The organism is Agrobacterium sp. ICMP 6402 (assembly GCF_009498615.1).
Lineage (GTDB): Bacteria > Pseudomonadota > Alphaproteobacteria > Rhizobiales > Rhizobiaceae > Agrobacterium > Agrobacterium burrii.
Genome location: NZ_QSNV01000001.1, coordinates 567,918 through 582,854, shown reverse-complemented (window position 1 = coordinate 582,854; position 14,937 = coordinate 567,918). Strand labels below are relative to the sequence as shown.

The 14,937-nt window shown below is 60.7% G+C and carries 15 protein-coding genes; 5 read left to right on the top strand and 10 right to left on the bottom strand.

Annotated elements, in window-relative coordinates:
• The first annotated feature begins 197 nt into the window (after nt 1-197).
• The 4 genes from DXT96_RS02950 to DXT96_RS02935 all read left to right on the top strand — a co-directional run bounded on the left by DXT96_RS02950 (nt 198) and on the right by DXT96_RS02935 (nt 6,294).
• Entirely contained in the window at nt 198-1,757 is a 1,560-nt protein-coding gene (locus DXT96_RS02950) for a VOC family protein (protein WP_153513470.1), read from the top strand.
• Nucleotides 1,758-2,027: 270 nt separating this feature from the next.
• Entirely contained in the window at nt 2,028-4,799 is a 2,772-nt protein-coding gene (locus DXT96_RS02945; protein ID WP_194287534.1) for a DUF2339 domain-containing protein, read from the top strand.
• On the top strand, nt 4,796-5,440 hold the full coding sequence (locus DXT96_RS02940) for an HD domain-containing protein (protein ID WP_153513469.1): 645 nt from the start codon (nt 4,796-4,798) through the stop codon (nt 5,438-5,440). Before DXT96_RS02945 ends, DXT96_RS02940 begins: the two co-directional genes overlap by 4 nt.
• A gap of 11 nt (nt 5,441-5,451) precedes the next feature.
• Nucleotides 5,452-6,294, top strand: a complete 843-nt coding sequence (locus DXT96_RS02935) for an MOSC domain-containing protein (protein ID WP_153513468.1) — start codon at nt 5,452-5,454, stop codon at nt 6,292-6,294.
• A gap of 30 nt (nt 6,295-6,324) precedes the next feature.
• Here DXT96_RS02935 and DXT96_RS02930 read toward each other — a convergent pair whose 3' ends face one another.
• Nucleotides 6,325-7,059, bottom strand: a complete 735-nt coding sequence (locus tag DXT96_RS02930; RefSeq protein WP_153513467.1) for a class I SAM-dependent methyltransferase — start codon at nt 7,057-7,059, stop codon at nt 6,325-6,327.
• 180 nt (nt 7,060-7,239) lie between these two features.
• Here DXT96_RS02930 and DXT96_RS02925 point away from each other — a divergent pair, with 180 nt between their 5' ends.
• Nucleotides 7,240-8,454: an MFS transporter gene (locus tag DXT96_RS02925; protein WP_153513466.1), complete on the top strand. Its 1,215-nt coding sequence runs from the start codon at nt 7,240-7,242 to the stop codon at nt 8,452-8,454.
• A gap of 2 nt (nt 8,455-8,456) precedes the next feature.
• Here the strand turns inward: DXT96_RS02925 and recO are convergent, their stop codons facing one another.
• The 9 genes from recO to DXT96_RS02880 form a co-directional block, all read right to left on the bottom strand.
• The gene (recO, locus tag DXT96_RS02920) at nt 8,457-9,221 is read right to left on the bottom strand and encodes a DNA repair protein RecO (protein ID WP_149897990.1); all 765 of its coding nucleotides are present in this window, start codon (nt 9,219-9,221) and stop codon (nt 8,457-8,459) included.
• 57 nt (nt 9,222-9,278) lie between these two features.
• Entirely contained in the window at nt 9,279-9,656 is a 378-nt protein-coding gene (locus DXT96_RS02915) for a response regulator (RefSeq protein WP_149897991.1), read from the bottom strand.
• A 137-nt stretch (nt 9,657-9,793) separates the two neighbouring features.
• The gene (locus tag DXT96_RS02910; RefSeq protein ID WP_149897992.1) at nt 9,794-10,546 is read right to left on the bottom strand and encodes a Crp/Fnr family transcriptional regulator; all 753 of its coding nucleotides are present in this window, start codon (nt 10,544-10,546) and stop codon (nt 9,794-9,796) included.
• Nucleotides 10,547-10,636: 90 nt separating this feature from the next.
• Complete coding sequence (gene era / locus DXT96_RS02905; protein ID WP_174372814.1) at nt 10,637-11,587, bottom strand: GTPase Era; 951 nt, start codon at nt 11,585-11,587, stop codon at nt 10,637-10,639.
• 74 nt (nt 11,588-11,661) lie between these two features.
• On the bottom strand, nt 11,662-12,381 hold the full coding sequence (rnc, locus tag DXT96_RS02900) for a ribonuclease III (protein ID WP_149897994.1): 720 nt from the start codon (nt 12,379-12,381) through the stop codon (nt 11,662-11,664).
• Nucleotides 12,378-13,124: a signal peptidase I gene (gene lepB, locus DXT96_RS02895; RefSeq protein WP_149897995.1), complete on the bottom strand. Its 747-nt coding sequence runs from the start codon at nt 13,122-13,124 to the stop codon at nt 12,378-12,380. The genes rnc and lepB overlap by 4 nt, the downstream gene beginning before the upstream one ends.
• A 210-nt stretch (nt 13,125-13,334) precedes the next feature.
• On the bottom strand, nt 13,335-13,739 hold the full coding sequence (acpS, locus tag DXT96_RS02890) for a holo-ACP synthase (RefSeq protein WP_153513465.1): 405 nt from the start codon (nt 13,737-13,739) through the stop codon (nt 13,335-13,337).
• Nucleotides 13,736-14,314 carry a DUF2062 domain-containing protein gene (locus tag DXT96_RS02885; RefSeq protein WP_149897996.1) on the bottom strand — a complete coding sequence of 193 codons (579 nt, stop codon included), beginning with the start codon at nt 14,312-14,314 and terminating at the stop codon, nt 13,736-13,738. Before DXT96_RS02885 ends, acpS begins: the two co-directional genes overlap by 4 nt.
• 451 nt (nt 14,315-14,765) lie before the next feature.
• Nucleotides 14,766-14,912: a hypothetical protein gene (locus tag DXT96_RS02880; protein ID WP_003496944.1), complete on the bottom strand. Its 147-nt coding sequence runs from the start codon at nt 14,910-14,912 to the stop codon at nt 14,766-14,768.
• Nucleotides 14,913-14,937: the final 25 nt, after the last annotated feature.

The window sequence follows — 14,937 nt, the reverse complement described above, 5'->3', positions numbered from 1 at the left end:
TTCTATGCTTATTTTATATGCAAATGAGTTTTATATAGAGGCAAAAAGCCCAGTTTCTGCGCAGCGTGCGTGCAACGAAGCGGATGCAATATCGTTCACGCAGAGAACACAGCGTTCTCATTTGCCGGGGTTGCGGATCAGGCGCAGCGTAGGACAAATAGGGCGACGAACAGCAGGCGAAACGACGGGACGGCGAGATGAATTCTGCACTGGGCATACACCACATCACCATGATCACCCGGAAGGTGCAGGCGAATGTGGATTTCTACGCTGGCTTCCTCGGCTTGAAGCTGGTCAAGCGCACCGCCGGCTTCGAAGACGCCATGCAGCTTCACCTGCTTTATGGCGACGACATCGCCTCGCCCGGCTCGCTTCTGACATTTCTCGTCTGGGAAGATGGCGGCCAGGGCCGCGTCGGTTACGGCCAGACACTCGAAGTCTCGGTAGCGATCGATCCGGCCGCGATCGGCTTCTGGCTGACGCGGGCACTGAAATTCGGCATCCGCGCCGAGGGGCCATCCGACGAATTCGGCGAGCCGGTCATCCGGCTGAAAGACCCTGATGGCCTGATCGTCAAGCTGGTCGGCACCCACGCCTTTGCCGATGCGACGCCACATGTGACAGACGATATTTCTGCGCACGACGCGATTCGCCGCATCTATGGCGCGACGATGCTGAGCGAAGTACCGGAAGAAACCGTGGCGTTTCTGGAAAAGCACTTCGGCTACCGTCAGGAAAGCCAGACTGGCGCGATCCGCCGGCTCGTCTCCGATAGCGGCGACATCATCGACGTGCGCGATGCCACCGGCTTCTGGTCCAGCGCGCCGGGCACCGGCACGGTCGATCACATCGCCTTCCGCGCTGAGGATATGGATGAGTTGAACGCCGTTCTCACCGGGTTGAAATCGCTCAATTCCAGCACCACCAATGCCCATGACCGAAAGTATTTCCATTCGCTCTATGTCCGCGAACCGGGCGGCGTGCTGATCGAAATGGCAACCGACGGCCCCGGCATGACGATCGACGAACCGCTGGAAGCACTTGGCGAACAATTGTTCATTCCGCCGCTGTTCATGAAGGACGAGGCGGATGTGCGCGTCGCCCTGCCGCAATTCTCCATGCCGGGCGAGGAGCGTATCATTTATCGCGACCTGCCCTTCGTGCATCGGTTCTATACGCCCGAGGAGCCGGATGGCAGCACCATCATCCTGCTGCACGGCTCGGGCGGCAGCGAAACAAGCCTCATGCCGCTGGCGCACAGGGCCGCGCGCGGCGCGACACTTTTAGGCGTGCGCGGCCGCAGCACGGAAGAAGAGATCGCCCGCTGGTTCCGGCGTTTCCCCGATTTCAGCTTCGACCAGAACGATATTGCAGCAGAAGCAGAGGCATTTGCCGCCTTTGTCGAGGGTGCGATCCGTTCCTACGGTCTTGATCGTTCGAAGCTGCGGTTTCTCGGCCATTCGAATGGCGCAAATTTCTATGCGGCCTTTGCCGCACTTTATCCCGACCTTGCCGGAGACGCCCTGCTCTACCGCCCCATGCCAGTTCTCGAACCATGGCCGCAAACCGATCTTTCCGGCCGGAATTTCCTGCTCGTCGCCGGAGAACGCGACAAATATCGCGACGGAGCAACCGCGCTGCAAGACCGGCTTGCGGCGAGCGGCGCGGAGGCACGGGTGGAAATGCTGGATGACGGGCATGATCTGGGGCTTGCCGACATAGAAGCGGCGCGGCGCTGGCTGGTGGATGCTTCGTGATTTTCGATAGATGGGCATGCGCCGAGCGGGTGCCGCCCATTTCTTCTCCCCGCCGGGGAGAAGGTGGCCCGAAGGGTCGGATGAGGGGGCAACGCCAACGATAGACCGAGAGCTTGCCCCCTCATCCCGCTGCCGCGGACTTCTCCCCGGCGGGGAGAAGAAACAAGTGACACCCGCTCGCTCCATGTTACCCCCTGCCATACATCAACCGGGCCTTGCATAAATTCGCCAAAAGGGCTTTAAAAACAGCTTCGTAATTGGAGAGCCCGTTTGGAAATCCCGTTTCTCATCCTCGCCCTCATCGCGGCCTTTATCTACACGCTGGTCGCGAGCATCCGTAATTCAAGCCGAATCAAGTCGCTGGAACGTGAGGTCCTCAGCCTCAAGCGGCTGATGGCTGCCGGGGTCACGTCTCCCGTGACGGCACAGGCTGAAAGCGCGGAATCCTCGGAAAAGACGGATTTCGAGGCGGAAGAGACAAATGGAGATTTGCCCGAAGCAGCGGCTTCCCAAGCTGAATATGCCTCAAAGCCCGAGGAAGCTGCCGCGATAGTGGAAGCTGGGGACGTAGCCCGTGAAGAAGCGCCGCCTGCGCTCGCCAGCGAGACCGCGTCCGCGCCGGCCACGAAAGAAAGCTTCGAAAGCCTGCTCGGCGCGCGCTGGGCTGTCTGGGCCGGCGGGTTGGCGCTGGCACTTGGCGGTATTTTCCTCGTCAAATATTCGATCGAATCGGGGCTGCTCAGCCCGGCGGTCAGGCTTTCGCTTGCCGCCATTTTCGGCCTCGTTCTCGGGCTTGCCGGCGAAGCGATCCGCCGCAAGGCGGTGCCGGGCATCGCCGCCGCCTATTCCAACGCGATGATACCGGGCGTGCTGACGGCGGCCGGCGCTTTGACGCTGTTCGGCGTGGTGTATGCGGCCTATGGAATTTATGACTATATCGGCTCAGGAACAGCTTTCATCCTGCTCGGGCTTGTCGCCTTTGCCACTATTGGCCTGTCGCTTCTGCATGGGCAGGCGCTGGCCGGTCTTGGTCTTCTCGGCTCGATGCTGACGCCGGCGCTGATTTCCAGCGAAACGCCAAATATCTGGGCGCTGTTCGTTTTCCTGACGATCTCGTGGCTGGCGACGGCGGCGGCAGCACGCAGGCAGGGCTGGACCGTGGTTCCGTCACTTGCCAATACCGGCCTTGGCCTCTGGGCGCTCGGCTATATCTGCTTTTCCGAGACGATCAATGCCGAACCACCGACGCTCGCATTGCTCGTCATGCTGGCCGGAACGATCTTCCTGTGGCCCGGGAAACACCTCGACACACCGCCGGCAGAAACCGGCGAAACCGCGGCCCCGGAGCGGGGCGCCATCCGTGGGCTACGGCTTTTGTTGCGCCCGTCGCTTGCCATCAACCTCACCGTATCGATGGCCGTCATCCTGCCGGCCATCGGCTTCCTGTTCGCCAGTGGCGGCATCGACACCCACCCGGCGCTGATCGTCTCGGCGCTCATCGCAGCACTTGCGGCCCTAGGTGCTGCCCGCCGCTACGCGGTGTGGCCGGCCATCATCGCCGCGCTCGGGGCGCAGACGGCGGTCGCGCTGATGTCGCGGCAGGGCATCGATTTCATCGGCCTTATCAACGATACCGGCGTAACGCTTCCGCCCGTCGGAACAGGTTATACGGCTGAAATCGCCATGGCGCTTGGTCTTGGCGCGGTCTTCGTGCTCTGCGCCTTCTCCTTCCTGAAACGCAAGGGCGCTGACGATGCGGATTTCGCCCAGCTGTGGGCAGGTATTGCCGCGCTGTTCCCGGTCTGGCTGGCAACCGCAAGCTTCGTTGAATATGGCAATCTCGGCCGCGACTGGCTGCACGCCGCCTATGGTCTCGGTCTCGGCCTGGTGCTGATTGCCGGGGCCGAATGGCTGCACCGGCAGCACAACGAAGCCTATCGCAAGCCGCTCAACATTCTCGTGCTCGGCTCGTTTGCCGCCTTCGCGCTCAGCCTGCACACGCTGACGGAAGGGCTGGCGACAACCGTTCTGCTTTCGGTCATCGGCTTTGTTTATGTGCTGGCCAGCCGTTACCGCAACTGGGATGTGCTGCCCTGGGTCATGGCGGTGGCAAGTGTCGCCGTTCTCGGCCGCATCGCCTGGGAGCCCACGATTGTCGGGCCGCAGAATCTTGGGCTCACGCCGGTCTTCAACGCGCTTCTGCCGGGTTATGGCATTCCGGCGCTGCTTGCCGTCGCCTCGGCATGGCTGCTGCGCGACTGGCCGGGCGTGAGGGCCAAGAACTTCCTGCAGGCGATTGCCAGCGTCATGGGGCTTCTCGCCGTCGCCATCCTCATCCGCCACGCGATGAATGGCGGCACGCTTGATAACAGCGTACCGACGCTTGGCGAACAGTCGATCTACACGCTGCTGACCATCGGCTTCTCGGGCGTGCTGATGACGCTGGATCTCAAGAGCCCCAGCCCCATCTTCCGTTACGGCTCGATGATTGCCGGCGTGATAGCCGTCATCAACGTGCTGACGATGCATTTCTTCACGCTCAACCCTTATTTCACCGGCGAAAATACCGGGCGCATTCCAGTCCTCAACCTGCTGCTGATCGGTTACCTCCTGCCGGCGCTCGCCTATGGCGGCCTTGCCTATTATGCGCGCGGCAAACGTCCGCCGCCCTATGTCAGTATGCTGGCGGTGGCTGGTGCCGCGCTCGGTTTTGCCTGGGCAACGCTTTCGGTCCGCCGGTTCTGGCAGGGCGAAAACATCGCCGACTGGAAGGGCTTTATGCAGGGCGAGACCTACAGCTATTCGGTGGTCTGGCTGCTGATCGGCGTGCTGCTGCTGGTGCTTGGCTCGCGCTTTAATGCTCGCAGCCTGCGTCTGGCATCGGCCGCCTTCGTGCTGATCTCGGTTGCCAAGGCGTTCCTGATCGACATGAGCAACCTTGAAGGCGTGCTCAGGGCGCTGTCCTTCATCGGGCTCGGCGCAGTGCTGATCGGCATCGGCCTGTTCTACCAGAAAATCCTGACCCGGAAGCCGCAGGCATGATCGCGGCCGAGGCTTTCGCGCCCTATGCGACGCTTGCGCAGGACCTGATACCGCACGCCGCCGATACGGGCGACGGTTCGCATGATCTTGCCCATATTCACCGCGTCTTCCGCAATGCCATGCGCATCCATGCGGGCGAAGGCGGCGATGGCACCGTGCTCGCAGCGAGCGTGCTGCTGCATGATTGCGTGGCGGTGGAAAAGAACTCGCCGCTGCGCGCTCAGGCCTCACGGCTTGCGGCGGAAAAGGCTGCCGGGATTCTGGCCGAGCTCGGCTGGCGGCAGAAAGATATCGACGCCGCCACACACGCCATCACCACCCACAGTTTTTCCGCCAATATCGAGCCGCAGACGCTGGAGGCAAAAATCCTTCAGGATGCCGACCGGCTGGATGCCATCGGCATGGTGGGGGCAGCCCGCTGCTTTTACATTGCCGGACGCATGGGCTCGGCGCTTTACGATCCGGCCGATCCGCTGGCGAAAGACCGGCCGCTTGACGACCGCGCCTTTGCCATCGACCATTTCGAAACCAAGCTGTTCAAACTGGCGGACGGCTTTCGCACCGGGACGGGGCGGCAGATGGCCAAGGCCCGCCATGAGCGGCTGCAACAAGTACTCGACCTGTTTCTCGACGAGATTTGAGGATATCCAAGATGCGTGTGACCGAACTCAACATCTATCCGCTGAAAAGCGCGCGCGGCATTCCCCTCTCCGAGAGCGCTGTTTCGGCCGAGGGCCTGCCGGGCGATCGTCGAGCCATGTTGATCGACCCTTCCGGCCACTTCATCACCCAGCGCGAACTGCCTGCCATCGCCACGGTTCTGGCACGGCATGAGAATGGCGGCATGGCGCTTGCGCGGGAAAAGGACGACGAGATCGTCGCAAGACCGTCCGGAGAGCGCATGGATGTGGCGGTGTGGAAGTCCATCGTCAGCGCCAATATCGCCGATGACGAGACCAACGATACGCTCTCGGCGTGGCTCGGGCGCGAGGTAAAGCTGGCATTCTTCGATGATGCCTCGAAACGCATTGCGAGCCTCGAATGGACCGGCAACGAAACGCCCGTCACCTTTGCGGACGGCTACCAGATCCTCGTCACCACCACCGCCTCGCTTGCCGCGCTGAACGACAATATGCGCGCCAATGGTGAGGACGCGGTCGGCATGGAGCGGTTCCGGCCGAATATCGTGCTGGACACGGACGAAGCATGGGCGGAGGACCGCTGGGCGGCCATCGAGATCGGCGGCATTCGTTTTGATCTCGTCAAACCCTGCGCCCGCTGCATCATGACCACGCAGGACCAGATAACCGGCTCCCGCGATGTGCCCTCGCCGATGAAGGCCATGGGCCGCATCCGCATGTCGGGTGACCGGCGCGTGCCCGGCCCGCTGTTCGGCTGGAACGTGACGCCGCGCAGTCAGGGCAGACTGTCGGTCGGCGACCTGGCCAAGGTGGTGGAGGAACGGCCGGAAGGCTGGGCGATCAAGAGGCGCTAGGCCACGGGCGTTGCAGCGCCCCTCATGCCATTACGGCTTGCGAGCGCTGACGATCAGAAAGATCGGACGGCGATCTTCGTGCTTCATCTCCGGTCGCTCTGCGAGCAAGGCGGGATCGGGCCTCGGTTCGACCAGACGCGTCAGGGCAAAGCCGGCAGAAAGCAGGCTGTTGAGAATGCCGGACACCGTGCGATGATATTTGACGACATCATCCGCCATCCAGTTGGAATGGCGCACGCCTTCGTTCTGGTAATTGTCGAGCGGCCAGTGGAGGATTTCGCCCTTCTCGTCATAGAACCAGTCCTGTTTTTCCAGCGCCGTGAAAACGGGATGTTCGATGGAAAAGATGAACTCACCGCCGGATTTCAGCACGGCGGAAACTTTCGCGAATGCCAGGTCAAGATCGCGGACATAATGCAGGGCGAGAGAACTCAGCACCACATCGAAACTTTCCGGCGGAAAATCGATGTCCTCGATTGCCGCCCGGTGATATTCGATACTGGACCCGCCATTTATTTCGGCTGCACGGCGCAGCATGTTTTCCGAAAGATCGACGCCGACGACATGGGCCGCCCCCTGCTCTGCCGCATAACGGCAATGCCAGCCGAAACCGCAACCGAGATCGAGTAGGCTCCGGCCCTGCAACGGCGGAAGCATGGCGCGCAGTTCGTGCCACTCGCCGGCCTGCCGCAACCCTTCCACGGAGCGCGGCATGGCGCTGTAGCGCTCGAAGAACCCGGGGTCGTCGTAAATATTCTGCTTCATCGTCATCTCTCCGGAATTCCGGCAATAATGTGCGGGCATCCCATCAATCCCATGAATACTGGGGGTCAAGAAAAGTCGCTAGTGGGGACGGCTGACAAAAGCTAATATTCACCCCGATCAGAGGGAATCTGCAGGAGATTTGCGCCATCTCCAAGGCGCATGCTGCAGCAGGAGAATTTCATGTCGCAAGCCACACGCCAGACCATGCCCTGGCTGATTATCGCCGCCGGGTCGCTGATTGCCGTCATGACCTTCGGGCCGCGTTCGGCCATGGGCTTCTTCCAGTTGCCGATGCTGGCCGATACCGGCTGGGATCGCTCCACCTTCGGCCTCGCCATGGCCTTGCAGAACCTTTTCTGGGGCCTCGGCCAGCCCTTCTTCGGCGCCATCGCCGATAAATACGGCACGGGCCGCGTGCTCGTTCTGTCAGGCTTTCTTTATGCCGCCGGCCTCATCTGCATGTCCTTCGGCACCTCGCCTTTCTGGCTGCATTTCGGCGGCGGCGTGCTTGTCGGGCTTGGCATCGCGGCCGGCTCCTTCAGCGTCATCCTGTCTGCCTTCGCGCGCCATGTGACGCCGCAGCAGCGCTCGCTCGCCTTCGGCATCGGCACGGCGGCGGGTTCAGCGGGCATGTTCCTGTTTGCGCCCATCAGCCAGGGGCTGATTTCCACCTATGGCTGGTCGGATACGCTCGTCTGGCTTGCCGTCATGATGATGCTCGTGCCGCTGCTCGCCTTTCCGATGCGCGGCAACTCCTCTTCCGGCAGCCAGTCGCAGGCGCAGTTTCAGCAGACGGCCGGCGAAGCGTTGAAGGAGGCGCTCGGCCATAAGAGCTATCTGCTTTTGACCACCGGCTTCTTCGTCTGCGGTTTTCAGGTGGCCTTCATCACCGCGCATTTTCCGGCCTATCTCGGCGATATCGGCATCGAACCGCGTTACGCCGTCATTGCCATGGCGCTGATCGGTTTCTTCAACATCATCGGATCGCTCGCCGCCGGTGTCATCGCCCAGCGTTATTCGAAACCCTATATGCTGGCCTATATCTATATTGCCCGCTCGGTTGTCGTGACCGCCTTCCTGCTTCTGCCGCAATCGCCGCTGTCGGTCATCCTCTTTGCGGCCATCATGGGCATCCTGTGGCTTTCCACCGTGCCGCCCACCAATGCGCTGGTGGCGATCATGTTCGGCACCCGCCATCTCGGCATGCTCGGCGGCGTCGTGTTCCTGTCGCACCAGATCGGCTCGTTCCTCGGCGTCTGGCTCGGCGGTTTCCTTTACGACCGGCTGGGTTCCTATGATCTCGTCTGGTGGCTTGGCGTCGGCATGGGGATTTTTGCAGCCATCGTGCATTGGCCCATTCAGGAGCGGCCCGCGCCGCGGCCGGCAATGGCCTGAGACTACACGGCCTTATCGAGCGCGGGCGGTGACGCCCTGCGCTGCAGCGCCTTCAGCGCCGCCTGCACAAAACCGTCGCGGGCGGCGTTTTCATTCAGGCCACGCGGATCATAGACATGTCGATTGAGGAAATGGGCGGTCAGGCGGAAGGCCGCCGCGAGGCTTTCGGGATCGGCAGCTTTCGACTGGCCCTCACCGAGAAAAGCGGGCAGCGACAGCATCCGCTCCGCATAGGGCGCGCCGGCCGTGCGGCAGACCGCCCTGCCCGTTTTCGGCGACACGTAAATGAGATCGGTGCGCAGCCCGGTCGCCGCGCATTCGGTGAGATCGAGCCCGAAACCCAGATCGTTCAGCACGGCGAGTTCAAACCGCACGAACAATTCCCCTGCATCGGCCGGCTCATGAAGATTGTCGAGGATGATATCGAGCGCCTGATAGAGATGCGGATGCGGGTCGCGCTCCGGCAGAAGCCTGAGAAGCGCGCCCATGGCCTGCACGCCGTAGACGGCGGTCGCCGTTTCCATCAGCTGGGCTGCGCGCAATTGCAGCGGCTCGATGCGGTATTCGCCAAGATGGTCGTCAAGTCGCGCCCGCCAGATGACATCCACCCGGTTGCCCGCCTGCAGCACAGGCTGCATACTGCGGGAGCGCCCGGAGCGCACCATGCCGAGGTGTCGGCCGCGCGTACGGGTCATCACCTCGGCGATGACGCTCGTTTCGCCATGGCGTTTTACGCCGAGAATGATTGCCTCATCCTGCCACTGCATGAAACCTGTCCGAACTCCGATTTGAAGCCCGATCATAACCGATATGGCGGCGAAACGTTATTCTTTTACGGCGTCTTTCGCCACGCCGACGAGATTGAGGACGAAATCGGAGATTTCATTTTCCCCGAACGGCTTGCCAAGCAGAGGCGCCTGCGAAAGATCGTCCGGAAACCCCGCCGTGTCGCCGTAACCGCTGACGAAACCGAAAGGAATGCCCGCCTCGCGCAGCAGGCGCGCAAAATCGTAACTCTTGCCATCGGACAGGCTGACATCGAGAAGCACGCAGTCCGCACCGTTCTGTTCAAAGGCTTCACCGGCCTGCGCAAGCGTTGTGGCTATGATGATGGTTTCAACGCCCATGGACTGGAGAACCGCTTCGACATCGAGCGCCACCAGATATTCATCCTCAACGATGATAACCCGTTGTGGCACCATATGTTTTCTTCTTCCTAGATGAAGGAGCCAGCCGGCTCTGCGAAGCGGTCTCCGGAATTGCGTTCCAGCGAGATATTATCACAGGAGTCGCAAATTACGGCTGGAACGTCATTTAAAAAAGACATGTCGAGACAGGATCAGATGAAGGGTCGCTGGCGCTTTTCATCGCTTTCCCAGCCAGCCACATGGGCAAGTCCGGCATCATCCAGCACCAGACAGCCCTTGTCCGTCCAGCGAATCAACGCGCGATCGACGAGCTTTCTCAAGGTCTTGTTGGTGTGGACGATGGAAAGGCCGAGCGTATCGGCAACATGCTGCTGGGTGACCGGGATCGGCATCTCACCGCGAACGAGATTGACCGCTTTCGCCTTGCTGTAGAGGAAGGCGATGAGGTAGGCGGCGCGCTCCAGTGCGGTGCGCCGGCCGATGCTGAGCAGATGGCTGTCGAGCATGCGTTCTTCGCTCGCCGCGATCCAGGTCAGGTCATAGGCAAGGGTCGGATGATCGGTGAAGAGGTTGTTGAGGCGGGATCGTTCGAAAACGCACAGCGTCACCGGTGACAACGCTTCCACCGAATGCTGCATTTCCCCCATCACCGTGCCCTGCAGGCCGACGAGATCGCCCGGCATGACATAGTTGAGGATCTGCCGCCGGCCATCTTCCAGCGTCTTGTAGCGGAACGCCCAGCCATTGAGCACGGTATAGAGATGGGCGCTGTGCGAGCCTTCCATCAGGATGACGGAGCCGCTTTCAACCGCAAGTTCCCCCGTTTTGAAACGGGAGACGAAATCGAGTTCGGGAGGGGCGAAATCCCTGAAATGCGGCAGGTCGCGCAGGGGACACTGCTGGCAAGGCGTGGTGGAAATCCCGTTCGGTTTTTTTGGCGACATGAATATCCGTCATCGAAAAAAGGTTGCGCCCAATTGTTTTGGAACAACCCGCCCGAACGTATTCGGTTCCCGATAAAACGCTGAAGATATTCAGTTTCGCGGAAATTCCAAGCCCATTTCGCGGAAGCGTTCAGGGTCATCGCCCCAGTTCTCACGCACCTTGACGAACAGGAAGAGGTGGACCGGCTGCTCAAGGATAGCCGACAGTTCCTTGCGCGAGGCGGTGGAGATGGCCTTGATGGCATCGCCGTTCTTGCCGAGCGCAATCTTCTTCTGGCTGTCGCGCTCGACATAGATCACCTGCTCGATGCGCACGGAGCCATCCTTGCGCTCTTCCCAGCTTTCCGTCTCGACATGCGACGCATAGGGAAGTTCCTGATGCAGCCGCAGGAACAGCTTTTCGCGGGTGATTTCGGCAGCGAGCTGGCGCATCGGCAGATCGGAAATCTGGTCTTCCGGATAATACCACGGACCTTCCGGCAGGGTATCCACCAGATAATCCATCAGGTCTTCGCAGCCCGAACCATTGGTGGCCGAAATCATGAAGGTGCGGTCGAAAGTGACCGTCTCATTGGCGGCGGCGGCAAGTTTCAGCAGGTCTTCGCGCTTCACCTGGTCGATCTTGTTGAGGCAGAGGATCTTCTTCTGCGGAACGTCCTTCAGCCCTTCGAGAATGGCCTCGGCATCGCCCTTCAGGCCGCGCTCGCTGTCGATCAGAAGCAGGATGAGATCGGCATCCTTTGCCCCACCCCAGGCGGAGGTGACCATGGCGCGGTCAAGCCGGCGGCGCGGCTTGAAGATGCCGGGCGTATCCATGAAAACGATCTGTGCATTTTTGTGAATGGCGATGCCGCGCATCACCGCGCGCGTCGTCTGCACCTTGTGGCTGACGATCGAAACCTTGGCGCCCACCAGCCTGTTCACCAGTGTCGACTTGCCGGCATTGGTCGGGCCGATCAGGGCCACAAAGCCGGAACGGGTCGGAAGGTTGTTGTCTTCGCCTTCAACGGCGGGGTTTTCGTGATCGGTCATAGTATCCATCAAGGTCTGAGGTATTCAACATGCGGCCAAAGGGTCCGCCATGCGCTCGATTTTGGCACCCTATGGTCGGGTGCTCAGTTTTTGGTGGGGCTTTTCTGCCAGACGCCTTCGCGCTCCAGCAAGCGGGTGGCCGCCACCTGTTCGGCTGCGCGCTTGGAGCGCTCGACGCCGGTTTCCGGCTTCACGCCGGGAATTTCCACCGTTACGGTGAAGCTTGGATCGTGATCCGGTCCGGAGCGGTCGTCAACCCGGTAAGAGGGCGTCGCCGCAAATCGGGCATGCGCCCATTCCTGCAACTCGGTCTTGGCATCCCGCCGCCCGGCATCCACGCGCGTTGCGCGGCCCTGCCAGTATTTCAGGATAAATTTGCGCGATGCTTCCAGCCCGCCATCCAGATAAAGGGTGGCGATCAGGCTTTCGACGACATCGGCGCGCACGTTCAGCATCGCCTTGCCGGTCAGCTTCTTCACATCAGATCCGGTGCGGATGAAATTGTGCAGGCCCATCTCATCGCCGATCGCGGCGCAGGATTCGGCGCTGACCAGCTGGTTCAAACGGACGGAAAGCTCGCCTTCAGTGGCGTCACGAAAGATGGAGAACAGCAATTCTGCGACGCAGAGGCCAAGAACGCGGTCGCCCAGAAACTCAAGCCGCTCGTAATTGCCGGCCGCCGCCGAGCGGGCGCTGGCATGGGTCAAGGCCCGGTCGAGCCGGGCCTTTTCCTTGAACTCATATCCGATCAACGCTTCCAGACGCGAAATCTCGTCCGTCGAAAGCGGCTTGGTCTTGCTCATTCCACAACCTTGAACAGGCGGTCCCAACGCATGTTGGCTGGCCATTCCCAAATGCGGCTGAACGGCGTGTCGTTGCCCAGCGAGAAGAAGATGACGCTGGCGCGGCCGATCAGGTTTTCTTCCGGCACGAAACCGACGTCGAAGCGGCTGTCGAGCGAATTGTCTCTGTTGTCGCCCATCATGAAATAATGGCCTTCCGGCACCAGGAATTCCCGGGTGTTGTCGCCGCGCGAATCGGGCGACTGATCGAGCGTGTCATAGGTGACGCCATTATCCAGCGTTTCGCGGAAGACCGGCACATTGGCACCCGGGTCGGCGCGGTAATCCGAGGTGAAGGCGCCGTCTGGCTGCTTCGGCACCGGCTGGCCGTTAATGAAGAGCACGCCGTTCGTCACCTGGATGCGATCACCCGGCAGACCGACGAGGCGCTTGATGTAATCCACTTCAGGATTTGGCGGCAGGCGGAACACCACGACATCGCCACGCTTGGGCTTGCTGAATTCCAGAATACGGCCCGAAAACAGGTTCGGCGAGAAGGGCAGCGAATATTTCGAATAGCCGTAAGAGAACTTGTTGACGAAAAGATAGTCGCCCACCAGAAGTGTCGGCATCATCGAGCCTGATGGGATCGTGAAGGGCTGAAACAGAACGGTGCGGATGACCATGGCCAGCAGCAGCGCCTGAATGATGACCTTGACGTTCTCCCAGAGGGCGTTCTGCTTCTTCTCAGCTTTTTCGGACACTTAAAGACCTGCCTGATTGTTTCCCGGCTTCTTCGGTTTCACGAAGGCATCGGGGCCGTTGTTTTGTCGTGCTTATGCCATATGAAGCAGTCTTCACACAGCCGGCAACGCTTTCATATTTCTGCGACTTCTCTAGAACCTTTCCAGCCCGAAGGGAAGCGCTTCTATGACACGGGTGCAAATAGGCCGCCAATGCGGCCGCACCGCGTCTCAGCCATTCACGGGAAGCGCCTCGATAATCACAAATGCCTGAGCATAAGGGAAATCATCCGTGATCGTCAGGTGGATATTGGCGCGATGGCCGGCCGGCAGCATGGCCGCCAGTCTTTCCCCTGCCCCATTGGTCAGACGCATGGTCGGCTTGCCGCCCGGCAGATTGACGACGCCCATGTCCTTCCAGAAAACACCATTCGCAAGGCCTGTTCCAAGCGCCTTGGAACAGGCCTCCTTGGCGGCGAAACGCTTGGCATAAGAAGCGGCGCGGTTCTTGCGGCCATCGGATTTGGCGCGTTCGATATCGGTGAAACAGCGGTGTGTGAACCGTTCGCCGAAACGCTCGATCGACTTTTCAACGCGGCGAATGTCGATCAGGTCGCTGCCCAATCCAATGATCATTTCAACATCTCCAGAGAAGCATTCTTGTTGGCGGCTCGGTGCGCGAGATTTTCCATCTTGCGGCGTTGGAAGCCGCTGATAAGGCCGAAAACGGCGATATAAGCGATGATCGCGCTGACGGCGGCAGGCAGAATCGCGCCGATGGTCATGGGTTCCAGCACCGGTGTCCATATCTGCCGGAATTCGAGATGGCTGAACAGCGCCACGAAATCCACATGTGCAGCACTTTCCGCCGTTTGCCGGCCGAGAATGAGGTGCCCGAGTTCCCAGGTGGAAGCCCATATGAATGGAAATGTCAGCGGATTTGCAAAAGTGGTGCCGAGGGCTGCGGCGACGAGATTGACCCGCATGAGGAAACCGAGCGCCATGGCGATGAGGATGTGAACGCCGAGAAACGGCGTCCAGGCCACGCCGACACCAAGGGCAACACCGGCAGCAACCGAATGGGGAGAGGCGGAAAGCCGCAGCAGACGCAGCTTCATATAGCGCAGCGAACGGGAAAAACCCGTGCGCGGCCAGAAGAGGTCGCGAATCTTCTCTGAAAAACCAACGGGTTCACGGCGGCGAAACGGCATGGGGGCAGTCTATTTCATCGACCGGGCGCAGCCAAGGGGTCGGCGGATAACAGGAGGATTCTTTTGCAGACCCTATTGCCCGCTGCCGTCATTCGGGTGTGGGGCCGGAAGCCGGCATTAGGGCATCCGCGCGGCGTCACCAGATGGGTACGAGCTTGCCGGGCGCTCTGACGTCATCCTCGAGCTTGTCCCGAGGATCCGCAACCGATTGATTTTTCGACGTGATTAGTTCCTTGGGACAGGCCCAAGGATGACGTTGAGGAAATACGCACCCCTCGCCGCCAACTTCGCTGCAAAGGCAGCGTGTCCCATCATTTTGACCGGACAGCGGTGGAACGCCCGCTTGAAGCGCACATTCACATAGATTTACGAAATGCAGGAACACTAGCGGGTACCAGCTGCTCCTGCCGGTCGCATACGCATGGCGAAGGGCTGCCATGCGCTGAGCGCATTACCGGCGGAACAGGCCGCGGTCGATTTCGCGCTGACGGAACTCGAGGTCGACATTCGATACCGAGCCGCTGAGATATTCGAATTCGCGTTCCTGGGTGGTCTTGCCACGGACGGCACGGGCGATCTTGCGAAGCGGAGTAAACATGATTTTCGGTCCTTTCGGTTTGGGG

Bases quoted from the DNA above. Each gene is read 5' to 3' on its own strand.
- DXT96_RS02950 (WP_153513470.1), top strand. From the start codon at position 198: ATGAATTCTGCACTGGGCATACACCACATCACCATGATCACCCGGAAG.
- DXT96_RS02940 (WP_153513469.1), top strand. From the start codon at position 4,796: ATGATCGCGGCCGAGGCTTTCGCGCCCTATGCGACGCTTGCGCAGGAC.
- DXT96_RS02935 (WP_153513468.1), top strand. From the start codon at position 5,452: ATGCGTGTGACCGAACTCAACATCTATCCGCTGAAAAGCGCGCGCGGC.
- DXT96_RS02930 (WP_153513467.1), bottom strand. From the start codon at position 7,059: ATGAAGCAGAATATTTACGACGACCCCGGGTTCTTCGAGCGCTACAGC.
- DXT96_RS02925 (WP_153513466.1), top strand. From the start codon at position 7,240: ATGTCGCAAGCCACACGCCAGACCATGCCCTGGCTGATTATCGCCGCC.
- recO (WP_149897990.1), bottom strand. From the start codon at position 9,221: ATGCAGTGGCAGGATGAGGCAATCATTCTCGGCGTAAAACGCCATGGC.
- DXT96_RS02915 (WP_149897991.1), bottom strand. From the start codon at position 9,656: ATGGTGCCACAACGGGTTATCATCGTTGAGGATGAATATCTGGTGGCG.
- DXT96_RS02910 (WP_149897992.1), bottom strand. From the start codon at position 10,546: ATGTCGCCAAAAAAACCGAACGGGATTTCCACCACGCCTTGCCAGCAG.
- era (WP_174372814.1), bottom strand. From the start codon at position 11,587: ATGGATACTATGACCGATCACGAAAACCCCGCCGTTGAAGGCGAAGAC.
- rnc (WP_149897994.1), bottom strand. From the start codon at position 12,381: ATGAGCAAGACCAAGCCGCTTTCGACGGACGAGATTTCGCGTCTGGAA.
- acpS (WP_153513465.1), bottom strand. From the start codon at position 13,739: ATGATCATTGGATTGGGCAGCGACCTGATCGACATTCGCCGCGTTGAA.
- DXT96_RS02885 (WP_149897996.1), bottom strand. From the start codon at position 14,314: ATGCCGTTTCGCCGCCGTGAACCCGTTGGTTTTTCAGAGAAGATTCGC.
- DXT96_RS02880 (WP_003496944.1), bottom strand. From the start codon at position 14,912: ATGTTTACTCCGCTTCGCAAGATCGCCCGTGCCGTCCGTGGCAAGACC.